Annotated in this window: 22 protein-coding genes; 17 read left to right on the top strand and 5 right to left on the bottom strand. The window is 66.1% G+C overall.

All coding sequences use genetic code 11. From position 1 onward, the window contains the following. Positions 1-7: 7 nt before the first annotated feature. The gene (locus tag ACSC1R_RS05415) at positions 8-1,390 is read left to right on the top strand and encodes a S8 family peptidase (protein WP_439028057.1); all 1,383 of its coding nucleotides are present in this window, start codon (positions 8-10) and stop codon (positions 1,388-1,390) included. Positions 1,391-1,414: 24 nt separating this feature from the next. Here the strand turns inward: ACSC1R_RS05415 and ACSC1R_RS05410 are convergent, their stop codons facing one another. Next, the gene (locus tag ACSC1R_RS05410) at positions 1,415-1,594 is read right to left on the bottom strand and encodes a hypothetical protein (RefSeq protein ID WP_439028056.1); all 180 of its coding nucleotides are present in this window, start codon (positions 1,592-1,594) and stop codon (positions 1,415-1,417) included. A 114-nt stretch (positions 1,595-1,708) separates the two neighbouring features. Between ACSC1R_RS05410 and ACSC1R_RS05405 the strand changes: the two genes are divergently transcribed. Then, positions 1,709-3,895 carry an ATP-dependent DNA helicase gene (locus ACSC1R_RS05405; protein ID WP_439028055.1) on the top strand — a complete coding sequence of 729 codons (2,187 nt, stop codon included), beginning with the start codon at positions 1,709-1,711 and terminating at the stop codon, positions 3,893-3,895. Between the two features lie 290 nt (positions 3,896-4,185). On the opposite strand, the gene ACSC1R_RS05400 is transcribed toward ACSC1R_RS05405, so the two are convergent. Both ACSC1R_RS05400 and ACSC1R_RS05395 read right to left on the bottom strand, forming a co-directional pair. Then, the gene (locus ACSC1R_RS05400; RefSeq protein ID WP_439028054.1) at positions 4,186-4,686 is read right to left on the bottom strand and encodes a 2'-5' RNA ligase family protein; all 501 of its coding nucleotides are present in this window, start codon (positions 4,684-4,686) and stop codon (positions 4,186-4,188) included. 43 nt (positions 4,687-4,729) lie between these two features. Further along, positions 4,730-4,918 carry a DUF7554 family protein gene (locus ACSC1R_RS05395; protein ID WP_439028053.1) on the bottom strand — a complete coding sequence of 63 codons (189 nt, stop codon included), beginning with the start codon at positions 4,916-4,918 and terminating at the stop codon, positions 4,730-4,732. 302 nt (positions 4,919-5,220) lie between these two features. Between ACSC1R_RS05395 and ACSC1R_RS05390 the strand changes: the two genes are divergently transcribed. The 9 genes from ACSC1R_RS05390 (at position 5,221) to argF (ending at position 14,271) form a co-directional block, all read left to right on the top strand. Next, entirely contained in the window at positions 5,221-6,468 is a 1,248-nt protein-coding gene (locus tag ACSC1R_RS05390) for an argininosuccinate synthase (RefSeq protein WP_439028052.1), read from the top strand. Positions 6,469-6,473: 5 nt separating this feature from the next. Next, on the top strand, positions 6,474-7,931 hold the full coding sequence (gene argH / locus ACSC1R_RS05385) for an argininosuccinate lyase (protein WP_439028051.1): 1,458 nt from the start codon (positions 6,474-6,476) through the stop codon (positions 7,929-7,931). A 204-nt stretch (positions 7,932-8,135) separates the two neighbouring features. Further along, complete coding sequence (gene lysW, locus ACSC1R_RS05380; RefSeq protein ID WP_439028050.1) at positions 8,136-8,300, top strand: lysine biosynthesis protein LysW; 165 nt, start codon at positions 8,136-8,138, stop codon at positions 8,298-8,300. Between the two features lie 4 nt (positions 8,301-8,304). Further along, a complete protein-coding gene (gene lysX, locus ACSC1R_RS05375) occupies positions 8,305-9,189 on the top strand; it encodes a lysine biosynthesis protein LysX (RefSeq protein WP_439028049.1) in 885 nt (294 codons plus the stop codon). After that, entirely contained in the window at positions 9,189-10,256 is a 1,068-nt protein-coding gene (argC, locus tag ACSC1R_RS05370; protein WP_439028048.1) for an N-acetyl-gamma-glutamyl-phosphate reductase, read from the top strand. Before lysX ends, argC begins: the two co-directional genes overlap by 1 nt. Then, on the top strand, positions 10,257-11,135 hold the full coding sequence (locus ACSC1R_RS05365) for an acetylglutamate/acetylaminoadipate kinase (RefSeq protein WP_439028047.1): 879 nt from the start codon (positions 10,257-10,259) through the stop codon (positions 11,133-11,135). Next, positions 11,136-12,272, top strand: coding sequence for an aspartate aminotransferase family protein (locus ACSC1R_RS05360; protein ID WP_439028046.1), 1,137 nt, complete (start codon positions 11,136-11,138; stop codon positions 12,270-12,272). 8 nt (positions 12,273-12,280) lie between these two features. Beyond that, entirely contained in the window at positions 12,281-13,324 is a 1,044-nt protein-coding gene (locus ACSC1R_RS05355; RefSeq protein ID WP_439028045.1) for a [LysW]-lysine hydrolase, read from the top strand. Beyond that, on the top strand, positions 13,321-14,271 hold the full coding sequence (gene argF, locus ACSC1R_RS05350; RefSeq protein WP_439028044.1) for an ornithine carbamoyltransferase: 951 nt from the start codon (positions 13,321-13,323) through the stop codon (positions 14,269-14,271). The genes ACSC1R_RS05355 and argF overlap by 4 nt, the downstream gene beginning before the upstream one ends. Here argF and ACSC1R_RS05345 read toward each other — a convergent pair. Next, a complete protein-coding gene (locus ACSC1R_RS05345; protein ID WP_439028043.1) occupies positions 14,249-14,734 on the bottom strand; it encodes a hypothetical protein in 486 nt (161 codons plus the stop codon). The genes argF and ACSC1R_RS05345 overlap by 23 nt on opposite strands. A gap of 84 nt (positions 14,735-14,818) precedes the next feature. Next, positions 14,819-15,283 (bottom strand): histidine kinase, encoded by a 465-nt coding sequence (locus ACSC1R_RS05340; protein WP_439028042.1) that lies wholly within the window; start codon positions 15,281-15,283, stop codon positions 14,819-14,821. A gap of 190 nt (positions 15,284-15,473) precedes the next feature. Here ACSC1R_RS05340 and ACSC1R_RS05335 point away from each other — a divergent pair, with 190 nt between their 5' ends. The 6 genes from ACSC1R_RS05335 to ACSC1R_RS05310 all read left to right on the top strand — a co-directional run bounded on the left by ACSC1R_RS05335 (position 15,474) and on the right by ACSC1R_RS05310 (position 18,457). After that, entirely contained in the window at positions 15,474-15,722 is a 249-nt protein-coding gene (locus tag ACSC1R_RS05335; RefSeq protein WP_439028041.1) for a hypothetical protein, read from the top strand. A gap of 31 nt (positions 15,723-15,753) precedes the next feature. Next, positions 15,754-16,140 (top strand): helix-turn-helix domain-containing protein, encoded by a 387-nt coding sequence (locus ACSC1R_RS05330; RefSeq protein WP_439028040.1) that lies wholly within the window; start codon positions 15,754-15,756, stop codon positions 16,138-16,140. Between the two features lie 81 nt (positions 16,141-16,221). Next, a complete protein-coding gene (locus ACSC1R_RS05325; RefSeq protein ID WP_439028039.1) occupies positions 16,222-16,440 on the top strand; it encodes a type II toxin-antitoxin system HicB family antitoxin in 219 nt (72 codons plus the stop codon). 73 nt (positions 16,441-16,513) lie between these two features. Beyond that, on the top strand, positions 16,514-16,759 hold the full coding sequence (locus ACSC1R_RS05320; protein WP_439028038.1) for a type II toxin-antitoxin system HicA family toxin: 246 nt from the start codon (positions 16,514-16,516) through the stop codon (positions 16,757-16,759). 72 nt (positions 16,760-16,831) lie between these two features. After that, the gene (gene thrC / locus ACSC1R_RS05315) at positions 16,832-18,091 is read left to right on the top strand and encodes a threonine synthase (RefSeq protein WP_439028037.1); all 1,260 of its coding nucleotides are present in this window, start codon (positions 16,832-16,834) and stop codon (positions 18,089-18,091) included. A gap of 99 nt (positions 18,092-18,190) precedes the next feature. Next, the gene (locus ACSC1R_RS05310; RefSeq protein ID WP_439028036.1) at positions 18,191-18,457 is read left to right on the top strand and encodes a hypothetical protein; all 267 of its coding nucleotides are present in this window, start codon (positions 18,191-18,193) and stop codon (positions 18,455-18,457) included. The last annotated feature ends 15 nt before the right edge of the window (positions 18,458-18,472 follow it).

Genomic DNA, 18,472 nt, shown 5'->3' with positions numbered 1-18,472 from the left:
CTTAGTGGTGTCCATCCTTCGGTCGGAGTCGATGACTCGTTTCAATCGGCGGGAATTTCTGACGGTCAGTGGCACAGTACTCGGCGGCATCGCCGCGGGCGGCACGGTCACAGCACGCGAATCGGCGTCGCGGTACGTCGTCGACCTGAAACCGAACGCCGGACTCGACGGCGTAAACGTCGTCCACGACCTCTCCACGGTCGGCCTCGCGGTCGTCGAAGGGAGCGAGCGTGACGTAAGGAAGCTCGGGACGTACGCGCCCGACATCGAGCTTCGGCTGAGTGAGCCAGTGCAGTCCCATCTGGATACGTCGGACGAGAGCAGCACCGACGAACCGTTCTACCCCCTCCAGTGGGACAAGCAGGCGATGGATATCCCCGAGGTTCACGAGTCCTGCCGGGGCGAGGGCGCACGCATCGCCATCATCGACTCCGGGGTCGATGCGGGCCATCCCGACCTCGCTGCCAACGTGAACACCGACCTCTCGAAGGACTTCACCGGCGACGGGTACGGTGCTGGCGGCCCCTACGGCGGCTACCACGGCACCCACGTCGCAGGTATCGCAGCGGCCGACGACACGAACGAAGAGGGCGTCGTCGGGATGGCACCCGCTGCTGAACTCGTGGACTGTCGCGTGTTCTCGCCGGATTCTCTCGCGAGTTTCGCCGACATCCTCGCCGCCGTCACCTACGCCGCGGAAATCGACTGCGACGTGGCGAACCTCAGCATCGGCGCGTACCCAGTCCCCCGGCAGGGTCTCGGACAGTTCTACGGAAAGGTACTCAACCGGGTGATGACGTGGGCGAACAGCCAGGGCACGCTCCTCGTCATCTCGGCCGGGAACGACACGGCCGACCTCCAGCACGACGGCCGCGTCTGCGTCGAGAACGACGACGGGTCCGTCGAGTGCTTCTCGGCCATCAGCCTCCCGAACGAGGGCGCACAGGCGCTCTCCGTGGCGGCGACCGGGCCAATCGGATTCGGCTGGGGAGACACGGGAGTGGAGGAACCCGCGTACTCGCCGGCCTTTTACACCAACTACGGGACGAACGCGGTCGCACTCGCGGCACCCGGCGGTGACGCCGACCTGGAGACGACCAATCCGAACTGGTACCTCGACCTCGTCTTGAGCACCATCTCGGAGCCCATCTTCGACGACGACGGGACCTACCTCGGGAGTAGCAAGAGCTGGGGCTGGGCCGCTGGCACCTCCATGGCCGCCCCGCAGGTCGCGGGCGCGGTCGCCCTGCTGAAGAGCAAGGACCCGTCGCTCGACGCGAACCAGGTCGAAAGTATCCTGAAGCGGTCGGCGTCGGTCCCCGACGGGTACGACAAGGCGTACTACGGGTCCGGCTTCCTGAACCCGAAGGGTGCGCTCGAACTGGTGTAGCGGCGGCGAAAATCGGGGACCGGGTCAGTCGTCGTCGGCCAGCAGTCGTTCTATCTCCTCCTCGGAGAGGATATCGAGCAGACTCTCGCCGTCTTCCAGTCGCTTTCGGTCCTCCTCGCTGAGTATCTCCTCTAGCTGTTTCTCCTCGATGCGCTCGCGCAGGTCGTCGTCGAGGTCGTCGAGGTCGTATCCCGGAATCGGCATGACACGGACAACTATGTCATTTGCTACCTTATGGCTACACCCGAGTCTATCAAGGTCAGGGTCGTCACCGGCGGCAGCCGAACCCTTTTGACCCAGAACGGGCAAACACACGGTGTGTCCGAGGTCAACGCGTACCTGCGCTTTTTCCCCTACGACGAGCCCTACGACAACCAGGGCGAGGCGATGGACCGCATCCACACCTCGCTCGAACGGGGGCAAGACGTGCTGTTCGAGGGGGCCTGCGGGACGGGCAAGACGCTGTCGGCGCTCGTCCCGGCGCTGGAGTACGCACGCGAGACGGGGAAGACGGTCGTCATCACGACCGACGTCCACCAGCAGATGCGCCAGTTCGTCCAGGAAGCGCGGGCCATCACCAGACACGAGCCCATCCGGGCGGTCGTGTTCAAGGGCAAGGCCTCGATGTGCCACATCGACGTGGGCTACGAGGAGTGCCAGGTGCTACGGGACAACACCCGCGAACTGGTCGACGCGCGCATGGAGGCAGCCCAGTTGCGCGACCGCGAGCGCGAACTCCTCTCGGCGGCCCAGGAGGGCGAGGAGAAAGCAGTCGAGGCCCGCGAGGCCGTCGTGGACGAGCTCGACGCGGTGAGCCAGCGCGCCGAATCCATCAGCGAGGAGAAGAACATCTGTGACCACTACCGGAACAACCTGACCGGGAACACCGACGAGTTCTTCCAGTGGCTGTTCGACGACGTGCGCACGCCTGACGACGTGTACGAGTACGCCCACCAGCGCACGATGTGCGGGTACGAGTTGCTCAAAGAGAGCATGGAGGGCGTCGACCTCGTGGTGGCGAACTACCACCACCTCCTCGACCCGATGATTCGCGAGCAGTTCTTCCGGTGGCTGGGGCGCGACCCCGAGGACGTCATCACGGTGTTCGACGAGGCGCACAACGTCGAGGGGGCGGCGCGGGACCACGCGACCCGCACCCTCACCGAACAGACGCTGGACCAGGCATTAGAGGAACTCGACGACAGCGAGGACGCGCGCTCGGAGCGGGCGGAGACCGTCCTCAGAGCATACCGCGACGCCCTGGTCGAGGTGTACGAGGAGTCGTTCTCCTTCGGCGAGCGCGAGCAGGTCGGCGACGACTGGGAGGACGTGGCGGTCGCGAACGAATCGGGAAGAGACGATCTGACGATGGAGTTCCTCCAGCAGCAGTACGATGGGCTGGACTACAAGGCCGACCTGGAGGCCGCGGTGATGCTCGGCAAGGAACTCGACGACCAGTACGAGGAGGCGTACAAGAACGGCGAGGCGACCACCCGCCAGGAGTGCCAGACCCTGCAAGCGGCTGCCTTCGTCGGCGCGTGGATGCGCGAGGGCACCGACGAGGGCCTGCACCCGGTGGTCTCGGTCCGCCGGGACCAGGGGACCGACGAGGTCTATGGAAGAGCGGAACTGTACACCTGCATCCCGCAGGAGGTCACGAAGGAACTGTTCGAGGAGGTCCACGCCACGGTACTGATGAGTGCGACGTTGCGCCCATTCCACGTCACCGAGGACGTGCTCGGCCTGACGAACCCGGTGAACATGGCGTACGGCCTGCAGTTCCCGCCGGAGAAACGCCGGACCTACGCGGTGTCGACGCCAGCCCTGTTCGCCAGTTCGCGGGACGACCCTGCGGTCCAGCAGGAGGTCGGCGACACCCTGCACGACGTGGTCCGGTTCACCCCCGGCAACACGCTGGTGTTCACGCCGAACTACTCCGAGGCGGCGCGCTACGCCGCTCACCTGCGCAAACACGGTGATTCGACGGTGTACCTGGACAAGGCCGGTGTCAGCGCCGAAGAGCTCAGGCAGGACTTCACGAACGACGAGGACGCCGTCTTGCTCACCTCGCTGTGGGGCACCCTCGCGGAGGGCGTGAGTTTCGACGGCGACGACGCCCGGACCGTGGCCGTCCTCGGGGTTCCCTATCCGCATCTGGACGACCGGGCGGAGGCGGTCCAGCAAGCCTACGGAAAGGCGTTCGGTCGCCCCACCGACTCCGACCCCGGCTGGAAGTACGCCGTCGAGATACCCACGGTCAGAAAGACCCGGCAGGCGCTCGGGCGGGTGATTCGCTCGCCGGAGGACTTCGGTGTCCGGGTACTGCTGGACGAGCGATACACTGCCAAGAGCAAGGGCGAGATGGGCAAGTACAGTGTCCGGGACACCTTCCCGGCCGAGGAGCGCGACGAGATGCTCGACATCAAACCGGCGAAGCTGAAGTTCGCGATGATGAACTTCTACCAGGATATGGAGGCGTACGACGGGCCGCCGCCACAGCCGTGAGAATCGATAGACGGTACTGACGTTGTCTGTGGCGACCAGTGTTTGTGGCGACGAGTAGACCACTCGCGTTAGCGTCTATGACCGCACAGCACCGACCACACCCTCTCCAGCCGACTCCCTCCATTCCGCTTTGCTCCATTCCGGTCGTCCCTCGCACGCCCTCGACTCGCGGCCTCACTGGCTCACGGGTCGTTCCTCCCCGTTCGCTATCGCGGTTCTCGCTTCGCTTCGAACCGCGCTATTCGGCACGCTCGTCAGCGCGCGCCACCCGGTCCATCAAAACCCGTGAGTCAGGCAGGCAGACTGATTCTCGCCGCCACTTCCCGGTACCGCGAGTCGAATATCTCCAGCTGGTTCACGGTCCACGTCACCGGCTCGATGTCCTGCTCCAGCAACCGGTCTGCGGCCGACTGCGGCGCGTCCCGGGCGATGGTGACGTGCGGGACGTAGTCCTCGCCCTCCAGCCCGCCGATGGCCCCGAACTCGTCGACGAGGCGCTCGTGGAGGTCCAGCAGGCCGGGACTCTCGACTTCGAAGTAGACGACCGGGGCAGTCCCTTTCGTGGGCTGCTCGAAACAGCCCAGTCCCGTCACCTGCACCTCGAAAGCCGGCTGGCCGCGCAGGGCCCGTCGGACCTCGTGCTCGCGCACGGAGAAGTGTTCGGGGTCGCCGATGCGCTTGGCGAGGAGCGTGTAGTCCTCGCGCACGCGCTCGAACTCCAGCAGGAAGGGATGGAGGTCGCTTGCGAGGCGGGCGACCGTGCCTGGAACCGGGACGTTGACGCTGTACACGCTCGTATTCTGCCAGCGAGCGAAAAGAGCGTGACGGTCCGGCTCAGAGCCGGTCGGTCAGCCACAGCACGATGAGGGCGATGATGGCCAGCCCGAGCAGCGGTTTGAACGGCCCGAGCAGCCAGCCGAAGAGACCGAGGAGTTCACCGACGATCTCCAGCGCGATCCAGACGACCACGAGGACGATACCGAGCAGTGACTCCACGTCGAGGTCGGCACGGTTGTCGAACATACGAAATTGTGGGGATGGGGTGGACATAAAACCAGTTCCAAAGCCAGAACGTGCGTGAGACTCACACACGTGTAACATTTGCTGTCCCACAAGGTTTTAATACCAAGGTGAATCTACCATTGAGTACGATGAAGCAACACCGCAGTCACCTCGCGCCTTCCTTGTCCGCGAGCGGTGTTGCTGTCCGACGACCGCGACGACGACCGGCCCGTTAGGGCCTACTACATTCTCACCATCGCGGCGCACAGTTTCAAACTACACTCGGTCGGCGGACGCCAGTCCGCCAGTTCAACGGACACGGAATGACACAGCACACATCGGACTCCACGACAGCATCGAACCAGAAAGTAGCACTCGCGTTCTCCGGCGGTCTCGACACCACAGTCTGCGTCCCGCTCCTCAAAGAGGAGTACGGGTACGACGAGGTCATCGGCGTCACGGTCGACGTCGGCCAGCCAGTCGCCGAGTTCGCCGAGGCGGAGGAGACCGCCGAGGCGCTCGGCCTCGAACACTACGTCGTCGACGCCAAAGCGGAGTTCGCGGAACTCTGCCTCGACTCGGTGAAGGCGAACGCGACCTACCAGGGCTACCCCCTGGGGACGGCGATGGCCCGTCCGGTCATCGCGAAGGCGATTCTCGACGTCGCAGAAGAGCAGGGCTGTACCGGCATCGCCCACGGTTGCACGGGCAAGGGCAACGACCAGCTGCGTTTCGAGGCGGTCTGGCGTGACTCCGCACTGGAGGTCATCGCGCCGGTCCGTGAACTCGGGCTGACCCGCAAGTGGGAGAAGGAGTACGCCGACGAGAAGGGCCTGCCCGTCGAGGGCGGCAACGAGGGCGACTGGTCCATCGACACGAACCTCTGGAGCCGTTCGGTCGAGGGCAAGAACCTCGAAGACCCGAGCTACATCCCGCCGGAGGACATCTACGAGTGGACCGACGCCCCGACGGGCGAGACGACCACCATCGACATCACGTTCGAGAACGGCTACCCCGTGGCGGTGGACGGCGAATCCTACGAACCGGTCGAACTCATCGAGTACCTCAACGAGTTCGCGGGCGCGTACGGCGTCGGCCGTACGGACATGATGGAAGACCGCATGCTCGGCCTGAAGGTGCGCGAGAACTACGAGCACCCGGCCGCGACGGTCCTCCTCACCGCCCACGAGGGCCTCGAACAGCTCGTGTTCACGAAAGAAGAACGCGACTTCAAGCCCCAGGTCGAACAGCAGTGGGCCCAGAAGGCCTACGAGGGCCTCGTCGACGCGCCCCTGATGCAGTCGCTGAACGCGTACATCGACCAGAGCCAGACCAAAGTCACCGGGAGCGTGACCGTGAAGCTCCAGGGCGGGATGGTCCGTGTCGTCTCGCGTGAATCCGACTTCGCGGTGTACTCCGAGTCCGCGGCCTCGTTCAACACCGAGACGGTCGACGGCATCGAACAGGAGGACGCGACGGGCGTGGCGAAGTACCACGGCTTCCAGTCGCGCCTCGCCAACTCCGTGGCGAAGCAGGCAGAGCCCGACGTCGAACTCCCGGCAGACGACTGAGACAGATGACGGATTTCGAGAGCGACGAGGGGACGGCTGTCCGCGGTGACCGCTTCAGCGGCGGCCCTGCCCGCAGTTTTCTCTCCTCGCTCGAGGACGACGAACGCATCTTCGCGGCCGACGTGGCCGTCGACCGCGCCCACGTGGTCATGCTGGCCGAGCAGGGTATCGTCGACGACGAGACGGCAGGCACCATCCTGCAGGCGCTGAACGTCGTCGAGGTCGAGGGGCACGCGGCGCTCCCCGACGGCGAGGACGTCCACGAGGCCATCGAGAGCGCGGTCATCGAGCAGGTCGGCCCCGAGGGCGGCAAGATGCACACCGCCCGCTCGCGCAACGACGAGGTCGCGACCTGCATCCGCCTGCGCCTCCGCGAGGACGTGCTGGCGGCCATCGAGGCGGTGTGTGACCTGCGCGCCGTGCTCGTCGAGAGTGCCGAGGCACACGCCGACACCGTGATGCCCGGGTTCACGCACCTGCAACACGCACAGCCGACGACGGTCGGGCACTACCTGCTCTCGTACGAGCAGGCCCTTTCACGTGACGCGGCCCGCCTGTTCGACGCCTTCGAGCGCGTGAACCAGAACCCGCTCGGGGCGGCGGCGTTCGCCGGCACACCCTTCGACGTGGACCGCGACCGTACCGCCGAACTGCTGGGGTTCGACGGCGTCCTGACGAACTCGATGGACGCCTCCTCGGCGCGTGACTTCCTCGTGGAGGTCGCGTCGGCGATGGCGAACCTCGCGACGACCCTGTCGGGGCTCTCGGAAGACGTGGTCATCTTCGCGAACCAGGGCTACCTGGACCTCTCGGACGACTATTCGTCCACGTCGTCCATCATGCCCCAGAAGAAGAACCCCGACACGTTCGAACTCGTCCGCTCGGTCGCGGGCGAGGCGAACAGTGGGCTCACGGGTATCCTGACGACCCTGAAGGGACTGCCGCGTGCGTACAACCGCGACCTGCAGAACGCGACCCCGCACGTCTGGGACTCGGTCGACGCCGTGACCCAGGCTGTGGGTGTGGCGGCCGGCGGCATCGCGACCGCGACCTGGAACGAGGACGAACTGGCCGACGCGGCCGGCTCGAACTTCTCGACGGCGACTGGAATCGCCGACCTGCTCGCGATGGAGGGCATCCCCTTCCGCACCGCCCACGAGCTCGTCGCGAAGGCCGGCCAGAACGGCGCGGACTACGCGGCGCTCGACGCCGCGGCCAAGGACGTGCTCGGCGAGTCGCTCGACAGCTACGTCGACAAATCGGCCGTCGAGGCGGCACTCGACCCGACCGAGAGCGTGGCGATGCGCGACTCGGCCGGCGGCCCGGCCCCCGATGCGGTGGCAGCCGCACTCGAGGAGGCCGAGGCGACCCTCGCCGCGGACACCGACGAACTCGAGGCGAAACAGGAGGCCCTCGACGACGCCCACACCGGCCTGATGGCAGAGGTGAACGACTATGTCTGAGGAGTACAGCCACGCCACCGCGCGACCACCACGACCACGACTTCTCCCACCAGTCCCACGACGGGACAAATGAATTAAATCCGACACCCCATCTCGGATGTCCGGTTTAGAGCGCTTTTCTCCCCGATTAGAGCCATCAGAAGTCGTGCAAAATAATTGGTAAGTTCGGAAGTTTTAAGATAGTGTATCGCCCATGGACGGGTGATGACAGAATGCATCGAGTGCGGGGCCGACGTGACCCTGCACGACGACATCGAAGCCGGAGAGATTCTCGACTGTACGACCTGCGGTGCCGAACTGGAGGTTCTCGCCACAGACCCCGTCGAACTCGACGTGGCACCCGAGCTCGAAGAGGACTGGGGGGAATAAGCCGATGAAGGTCGGACTGCTCTACTCCCGGATTCGCAGGGACGAGAAGCTGCTCCTCTCGGAACTGCGCGAGCGTGGCCACGAGGTCGTCAAGATCGACGTCCGGACCCAGCAGTTCGGCCTCACCGAACCGCCAGCCATCTTTGAGGGCCTGGACGTGGTGCTCGACCGCTGTGTGGCGACCTCGCGCAGCCTCTACATCACGAAGTTCTGCGAGGCCTACGGCATCCCGGTCGTGAACTCGGCGAAGACCGCAGAAATCTGCGCCGACAAGGCCCAGAACAGCCTCGCGCTGGCCAGCGCGGGCATCCCCACGCCCGAGACGAAGGTCGCGTTCACCACGGACGCGGCCCTCGAAGCCATCGAGGAGTTCGGCTACCCCTGCGTCCTCAAGCCCGTCGTGGGCTCGTGGGGGCGCCTGATGGCGAAGATCGACTCGCGCTCGGCCGCCGAGGCCATCCTGGAGCACAAGGCCACGCTCGGGCACTACGAGCACAAGGTGTTCTACATCCAGGAGTTCGTCGCCAAGCCCGACCGCGATATCCGCGTGCTCGCCACCGACGGCGAGCCGGTCGCGGCGATGGCGCGCTCCTCGGAGCACTGGCTCACGAACGCGGCGAAGGGCGCTGAAACCGCCGAGTTCGAACTCGACGACGAGGCGACGGCGCTGGTCAAGCGCGCCTCCGAAGCGGTCGGGGGCGGCCTGCTCGGCATCGACCTGATGGAGACCGAGGAGGGATACACCGTTCACGAGGTCAACCACACGGTCGAGTTCAAGTCGCTGACCGAGGCGAGCGCGGTCGACGTGCCCGCGAAGGTCGTCGACTGGCTCGAATCGGTCGTCGAGACCGACGCGGGAACAGACGACGTGGCAGAGGTGACAGCCTGATGGGCGTGAGGACGGCCACAGACGAGGACAGTGAGACCGTCTCCGCCAGCGTCGTCGGCGGCTCCGGCTTCACGGGCGGGGAACTCCTTCGCCTGCTCGCCGGGCACCCCAATTTCGAACTGACGCAGGCGACGAGCCGCCAGTACTCTGGCAAATCCATCGGGAGCATTCACCCGAATTTCCGCGGCTCGGAACTCCGTTTCACCGAACCTGACGACCTCGAATCGGTCGACGTGCTGTTCGCGGCGACGCCCCACGGCGTCACGATGGAGCACATCGACGCGTTCGAGGACGCGGCCGACACGGTCGTCGACCTCTCGGCGGACTTCCGTCTCGCCACCGAGGGACAGTACGACGACTGGTACGACGGGCACAGTTGTCCGGAGAAACTCGAAAAGGCAGAATACGCACTGCCCGAAGTGAACCGCGAGAACCTGCCCGGGGCGGACATCATCGCCTCCGGTGGGTGTAACGCGACGGCCACCATCCTCGGGCTGAAACCGCTCGCCGACGCCGGTGTCCTCGACGGCGCACACGTCGTCGTGGACGTGAAAGTCGGCAGTAGCGAGGGCGGCGCGGGCGGCGGCGAGGCCTCCAGCCACGCCGAGCGCTCGGGCGTCGTCCGTCCCTACGCGCCGACGGGCCACCGCCACGAAGCCGAAATCGAGCAGTGGCTCGGACTCTCGGTCTCGTTCACCTGCCACGCCGTGGACATGGTCCGCGGCGCGAGCGCGACCTGCCACGTCTTCCCCGACGGGCCGGTGTCGAAACGCGACCTCTGGACCGCCTACCGCGGGGCCTACGAGGACGAACCCTTCATGCGCCTCGTCGCGGGCGGGTCCGGCTCGTATCGCTACCCCGAACCCAAGGCCGTCGCCGGCACGAACTACGGCGACGTGGGCTTCGAACTAGATGCAAAAAACAAGCGCATCGTCGTGTTCTCGGCCATCGACAACATGATGAAAGGCTCGGCCGGGCAGGCCATCCACGGCGCGAACGTCGCGCTGGGATTCGAGGAGACGGCCGGACTGGAGTTCACGGGACTGCACCCCGTGGGGAGTCCGTAAATGGCAGTCGTAGTCAAAATCGGCGGTGCCCGCGCCGTCAACCCGGAGGGCGCACTCGCCGACGTGAAAGACCTCGTCGCGGCGGGCGAGCAGGTCGTGGTCGTCCACGGCGGCTCGACCGCGGTCGACGAGACGCTCGAAGCCCTCGGCAAGGAGCCCACCTACGTCGAGACCCCCGGCGGCGTCGTCGGCCGGTTCACCGACGAAGAGACCATGGAGGTGTTCCAGATGGTCATGCCGGGCAAGCTCAACACGCAGCTGGTCGAGGGGCTCCAGAACCAGGGCGTGAACGCGGTCGGCCTCTCCGGGGTCGACGGTGGCCTGTTGAAAGGCAAGCGCAAGTCCGCGGTTCGCGTCCTCGAAGACGGGAAGAAGAAGATCAAGCGCGGGGACCACTCCGGGAAACTGGAGTCCGTGAACACCGACCTCCTCGACACCTTGCTGTCGGGCGGCTACACCCCGGTCGTGACCGTCCCGATGCTCGGCGAGGAGCGTGACGGGACCCTCACAGCAGTCAATGCCGACGCGGACCGCGCCGCGGCCCACGTCGCGGGTGCACTCGGTGCGGACCTCGTGGTCCTCACCGACGTCTCCGGCGTCTACGCCGACCCCGAGGACGAATCCACGCGCATCGACGTGGTCGAGACGGCCGAGGACTGGGACGCGCTCGAAGCCGCCGCGGAAGGCTTCATGACGAAGAAGGTGATGGCGACGAAGGAAGCCCTCGAGACGGGGGCGACCTCTGTCGTCGTCGCAACCGCGAACAACGACGAGCCCATCCAGTCCGCGCTCGCGGGCGACGGCACGACGATTCTGCCGAGCGCCCTCGGACTGGCCGACGCCGACACAGCCGACGACGAGCAGGAGGTGACCCAGTAGATGTCCAACGACTTCGTCTTCTCACGCAAACCCATCAGTATCGAACGCGGCGAGGACGTGTTCCTCTACGCCGACGACGGCACCGAGTACCTGGACATGGGCGCGAGCTACGCCTGCACGCCCGCCGGCCACTCCCACCCGGACGTGGTCGGGGCTGTGCAAGAACAGGTCGCAGACCTCACCTTCGTCCAGGGGTCGTACCCGACGAGTTCGCGCGACGACCTCTACGAGAAACTGGGGGCGCTCGCCCCCGAGGGCGTCAGCAACGTCTGGCTCTGTAACTCGGGGACCGAGGCCAACGAGGCAGCTCTCAAGTTCGCTCGCAGTGCGACCGAAAGCACCAAAATCGTCGCCACCAAGCGCGGCTTCCACGGCCGCACCATGGGCGCGCTCTCGGCCACCTGGAAACCGAAGTACCGCAAGCCGTTCGAGCCACTCCTTTCCGACGTGGAGTTCGTGAGCTACGGCGATTCGGAAGAACTCGCCGAGGCCGTGGACGACGACACCGCGGCCGTCATCCTCGAGCCCGTGCAGGGCGAGGGTGGCGTCAATCCCAGCACGACGGAGTTCCTCGAGGCGGCCCGCGAGGCCACCGAAGCCCACGGCGCAGCCCTGGTCTTCGACGAGGTCCAGACCGGCCTCGGCAGGACTGGAAGCTTCTGGGCCTGCGAGGCCGCGGGCGTCACCCCGGACATCGTGACGAGCGCGAAGGGGCTTGCAAATGGCTTGCCCCTGGGCGCGACGCTGTGTGCCGACTGGATCGCCGAGGACGCGGGCCCGCACGGCTCGACGTTCTCCGGCGGCCCGGTCGTCTCTGCGGCCGCCTCGGCGACCCTCGACGTCATCGTGGACGAGGACCTGCCGGGCAACGCCCAGGACGTGGGCGACTACCTCGTCTCCGAACTCGACGCCGCGGACCTGCCGGTGCGTGACATCCGTAACTCCGGCCTGCTCGTCGGTATCGAGGTCGGGCGCAAGGCGAACAAAGTGCTCCGCGACCTCGCCATCGAGCACCAGATTCTGGCGCTCCCGGCGGGGAGAACGGTCGTCCGGCTGCTCCCGCCGCTGACGATGACGAGGGCACACGCCGACGAGGTCGTCGAGGCGCTCTGTGACATCCTGGGGACGGAGGAATGAGCACGAGCATGGCAACGGAAGTCAGCGACGGGGTCGCCCGCGAACTGCTCGAATCGATGGTTGCCATCCCCTCGCCCTCGGGCGAGGAGACGGCCGCGGCCGAGCGCCTGCGCAACTTCTTCCAGGCCCACGGCCGCGACGCGTACATCGACGATATCGGAAACGTCCGCGCGCCCGCCGACGACTCGGTCCTGCTGACCTCCCACATCGACACGGTGCCCGGGGACATCCCGGTCCGTATCGAGCAGGAAGACGGCGAGGACGTCCTCTGGGGCCGCGGAACCGTCGACGCGACCGGCCCGCTGTGTGCCATGGCCGTCGCGGCGGTCCGCACCGGCGTCTCCTTCGTCGGCGTCGTCGGCGAGGAGTCCGACTCCCGTGGCGCCCGGTATCTGGTCGAAGACCGCGAAGAACCCGACGCCGTCATCAACGGCGAGCCGTCGGGCTGGGACGGCGTGACGCTGGGCTACCGCGGCTTTCTGACCGCGCAGTACACCGCCCACACCGATTCGGCGCACACCTCCCGCCCGGACCCCAACGCCATCCAGGACGCGATGGCCTGGTGGGGCCGCATCGAGGAGGTCTTCCCGCCCGCCGCCGACGGCGAGGTGTTCGACTCGGTGACCGCCAAACCCGTCGACATCGACGGCGGCGTCACCGACGACGGCCTCGCCTACGGCGCGACGGTAGACGCACAGTTCCGGATTCCGCCCGGTACGGACGCCGACGAGATCCGCGAGACGGTCGAGGCCGCGCTCGACGGTGGCTCCATCGAGTGGGACGACCACATCCCGCCCGTGATGGTCAGCCCCCGGAGCGAGGTCGCGCGGGCGTTCCGCGTCGCGATACGCCGACGAGGGGGCGACCCCCGCCTCCTCAGAAAGACCGGCACTGCCGACGTGAACCTGTACGCCGCCGCGTGGGACTGCCCGATGGCCACCTACGGCCCGGGCGACTCCGCACTGGACCACGCGCCGGACGAACGTATCGCACTGTCCGACTACGACAACGCCATCGCGGTCCTAGAGACCGTCTCCGACGAACTGCAATGAGCACCCACACCGACTCCACCACACCGATGCCAGCACAGACAACGAAGCACTTCCTGACCGTCGACGACCTGAGCGCAGACGAACTGCACGCCGTCCTCGAGCAGGCGGCGACGTACAAGCAACAGCTCGCCGCGGGCGAGTCCCACGCCGACCTCGCCGGCAAGACGCTGGCGATGATATTCGAGAAGCCCTCGACGCGCACCCGCGTCTCCTTCGAGACCGGGATGACCCAGCTCGGCGGCCACGCCGTCTTCCTGGGCCCGGACGACACGCAACTCGACCGCGGCGAACCCATCAAGGACACCGCGCGTGCCCTCTCGGGCTACGTCGACGTCATCATGGCGCGCCTGTTCGACCACGACGACCTCACGGAACTCGCGGCCTACGCCGACGTGCCGGTCGTCAACGGCCTCACGGACGACGCCCACCCCTGCCAGACGCTCGCCGACCTCCAGACCATCCAGGAGACCTTCGGCGACCTCTCCGACGTCACGGCGGCCTGGGTCGGCGACGGCAACAACGTCGCCCAGTCGTTCACGAAGGGCTGTGCCATGACCGGCATCGACCTGACCGTGGCGACGCCCGAAGGCTACGGACTCAGCGAGGAGACCCTGGACGCGGCCGCCGACCTCGGCGATGAACCGACGGTCACCAACGACCCGGCCGAGGCCGTCGCCGACGCCGACGTCGTGTACACCGACGTCTGGGTCAGCATGGGCGAGGAGGACGAACGCGAGGAGAAAGTCGCCGCCTTCGACGGCTTCCAGCTCAACGAGGACTTGCTCTCGGGGAGCGACACGAAGGTCATGCACTGCCTGCCCGCCCACCGCGGCGAGGAGGTCGACGACGACACAATCGAGGGTGAGCGCTCGCTGGTCTGGCAGCAGGCGGAGAACCGCATGCACGCCCAGAAGGCGCTGTTGACTAGTGTAGTGTCCGGGTTCTGACGAGCATCGCCAGCACGATACCGAGCAGGAAGCCGTAGACGACGTGCCCGACGAGGGGCATCGTGGCGATATTCGGAATCGGGAGCCCCTGCCCGAAGCCGACGTTGTTCAGCCAGAGGGGCCACAGGAACACGATGTTGAGTGCCCACAGCGTGATTCCGTAGCTGACGGCCGTGCCAGCACCAACGTGGTACGCCCCCATCTTCTCGCGGAGCGGTTCGCGGTCGACGATAAGCCCGAACAGCGCCCCGAACAGGGCACTGTGGGCGAGATGTGCCACCCAGCCGAGGCTCAGACTCGGCTCGCCGAGGGTGTACATGGCACCGATGGCGGTCATCCGCCCGAGCTGGAACTGGATGAGCAGGCCAAAGACGCCACCGGCGACGAGGCCAGCGATTCCGCCCCCCAGCACCATCGCGTTGCGGCTCTCTATCGGGTCGATACTGTCAGTCGTCGTGGGCATACCGTGAACGACTGTGCTGGGATAAAAAGCCGTGACCCGGTCGTGCGTCCGAAGCGCACGCCGTACCGTGCGATTACCGATTCCTCACTGCGGTTGCGTTCCGGTCTCCGTTTCGGTGCTCCCGGTCGTGTAGGTGACGAGCGGGAACGTCGCGCCGAGGACGCCACCGAAGGCGAGGTGCCCGATGAGGCTGGTCATGCTGATGTTCGGGACGGAGGGCGCGCCAGCGAAGCCGACGGTCGACAGCCAGATGGGCATGACGACCACCGCGAGTATCAGCCACAGGACCGCGCCGTAGGCGATACCGGCGAGCGTGCTGCGTTGCATCGTCTCCATGAGCGAGGGCACGTAGTGGAGCAGGGCGGCGAAGCCGACGCCCAGGACGGCGGCGATGGACATGTGGACGATCCATCCCATGAGGCCACCCTCTAACCCGAACAACGCCGGGATGCCGTTCTCGATGACGCCCGGCGTCTGGAGGGTCATGAGGATACCGAACACGGCACCACCGAGTAGTCCCGCGACGACGCCCCCCTGCCATTCTTTCATCTTCTCGGTAGTTTCGAGCTCTGTTGGAGTCGTAGTTTCCGGTGCCATGGTGCCAGATACGCGGCCTGGACGTGAAACAATGCCGCTTGTTGGCATTTCACATGCACTTCCCAGAGGAACGTGACGTTCCAGAGAGACAGCCGGTCGAAAGAATCAGGTGACACGCCGCCGGAGTACGAATCGAACGACCATGGCCGAGCCACTGCGTGCACGCGCCGGGGAACTCAGCGCAGACGAGATACTCGACGCGCTCCGGGCGGGACGGCGCGTCGTCATCACCACCGAGATGCTGGGCGTCGACCACGACGTCACCCTGCGCCACGACGGCCGAATCTTCTACTGCGACACCCCGACGACGTTACACAAACACGAGACCGAAGACGAGATGCGCACGTGCATCGAGAAACAGGGCTACATCGCTATCGACCGCGAGGAGTAGCCTTTAGACCGGCCGTCTCCTTCTTCCCTGCATGACAGACGCGACGCCGGACCACCTCGGCGACCTCATGGAACAGCCGGACCCCGGCTTCCGCGAGGTCATGAGCTGCGTCTTCGGCATCCACCAGCACGAGACGCGGACGTACCTCGCGCTCATCGACCAGCCGGGAAGCACCGTCGAGGAACTCGCTGGCCAGCTCGAACGCGACCGCAGCAACGTCAACCGGTCGCTGTCGACCCTGCTCGAACGTGGCCTCGCGTCACGGGAACGCCGCCTGCTCGATTCGGGTGGGTACGTCTACCAGTACACCGCCGAACCGCTCCCCGAGGCGAAAGAGATGCTCCACCGGGCGCTCGACGAGTGGGTCGAGCACGTCCACGAGGTCATCGAGGAGTTCGACGGCGAGTTGGCGGAGTGAAGCGTCTTGAAGGAGCACTAGCTGTCCGCTCTACTTCTGGCGTAAGTCATATGTCGGCAGTCAGTCCTAGTACGGACTGAGATGGTCGATGCCAAGGACGTCTCCGGCGACGGCGACAACATCACGATTACCGTCGGTGATAAACATATCGTCGCGACGGACGAGCGGACTGGCATCGCCAGCCAGGGCAAGACGAAGCCAGAGGCACTCGCGAACCTTGCGGAAGCACTCGAACTCTACGAACAGCCTGTCGCTGACGAGGATGATGCGTCCGAATCAGCCGACGCACCCTGGTTCTGAACAGGCAGTCTTGCAGAATAAAGTAGAGATAGAAGGGTGTCTTTTTAAACGATAAACGCAACGCCCAACAATAGTGACAAGAGGGACGTATTCCGGAAAGGACGTCGTGAAAGCCCTCCAGAAGTGGCGCTTCCGGCGTGTCGGGCAGACCGGGAGCCACGTCAAACTCCGGTATATCCATCCCAATACCGACGAGAAGCGAACTGTAATCGTCCCGATGCACGACGAACTCGATACCGGGACGCTCCAGAGTATCGCGAAACAGGCCGGCGCTGACGACTTTCAGGCGTTCCTCGACGCAATCGACGAACTAGTGTGAGAATAAAAACGACACGGCAGCGTTTCGCGGAAACCTGCGCCTTTTTGCCCGCGTAGCGCCACCCGCCGGATAATGAGTTCTCTCTCGCTGACCGCGGAGGCACCGGCAGCGCCCGACGAGGCGGACGACGGTGTCTGGCTCGAATGCATCGACTGCGGCGACACCTACGCACCGTTCGACGACATTCGCTACACCTGTGACTGCGACGCGCTACTCGAAGTCCGCTACGCGGACCTCCCGACGTGGGACGACTTCGAGGGCCGCGGCGTCTGGCGGTACTCCGCAGGGCTTCCGTTCGAGGTCGGTGTGACCCTTCCCGAGGGCGACACTCCGCTCCACGAGGTCCCCCGGCTCGAGGAAGCCGTCGGCGTCGAGAGCCTCCGAATCAAGCACGAGGGCATGAACCCCACCGGCTCGTTCAAGGACCGCGGTATGACGATGGGCGTCCGGGTCGCCCAGGAACTCGGCGTCGACCGCCTCGCCTGCGCGTCGACCGGGAACACCTCGGCCGCGCTCGCCGCTTACGGGGCGCGGGCCGACCTCGAGACGCTCGTCCTCCTGCCCGCGGGCAAGGTCGCCGCCGGGAAGGTCGCCCAGGCGTCCCTCCATGGCGCGCGGATTCTGGAGGTCGACGGGAACTTCGACACCTGTCTCGACATCGTCCAGGACCTCGCGGACCGCGGCGAGGCGTACCTGCTCAACTCGCTCAACCCCTTCCGGCTCGAGGGGCAGAAGACCATCGGGCTGGAGATTCTGGAGGCGCACAGGGAGGACTATGGCGAGTACCCGGACCGCATCGTCCTCCCCGTCGGCAACGCGGGCAACACCTCGGCGCTGTACAAGTGCTTCCGTGAACTCGTCCAGGCCGGCGCGCTGGAGACCGATGAGGTCCCGAAGCTCACGGGTGTGCAGGCCGACGGCGCGGCACCGATGGTCGAGGCCATCGAGAACGGTGCAGAAGAGACCCGACGCTGGGACCACGTCGAGACCATCGCGACCGCCATCCGCATCGGGAACCCGGTGAACGCGCCGAAGGCACTTCCGGGCATCCGCGAGACCGGTGGCACCGCCGTCGCCGTCAGCGACGAAGAGATAACCGCGGCCCAGCGCGACCTCGCCGGCGAGGGCGTCGGGGTCGAACCCGCCTCCGCCGCCAGCGTCGCTGGCCTGCGCAAACTCCGCGAACGGGGCGAGGTCGACGCCGACGAGCGCGTCGTCTGCCTGACCACCGGCCACCTGTTGAAAGACCCCGACGCAGCCGCCGAAGCCGGAGCCGACCCCGAACCCGTCCCGGGCGACACCGCGGGCGTGCTCGAACACCTCGGTAACTGACACAGTCAAGCCACCGGTCAAGTCGTCTGACGCTCGTCTGTCGCCGGTCTGTCGCCGGTCTGCCGACGTTTCTTGTAGCCACGATACGAACTAGCATACGTGTCACAACACGCCACCACGGCCGACAGTGGCGCGGAAACCACCGAGCAGTCGTCACCCGACGAGCCCGATGCCGCTGCCCTCCGAGCCCGTATCGACGAGCTTGAACGAGATCTCTCGGCCCGCGAAAGTCAGGTACAGGCGCTCAGACAGCGGTACGAGACGATTCTCGACGAACGGGAGACAGCGGTGACCACCGACGAGCAGGCGACCGATTCACCCTCCCCGTCCGGACTGCTCACACGCCTCCTGTCGCGGTTCTCCTGAGCGACGACGGCGGTC

The organism is Haloarchaeobius ordinarius, from assembly GCF_051801355.1.
Lineage (GTDB): Archaea > Halobacteriota > Halobacteria > Halobacteriales > Natrialbaceae > Haloarchaeobius.
Note: the sequence above shows the minus strand (reverse complement) of the source record. Positions and strands in the feature narration are given on the sequence as shown.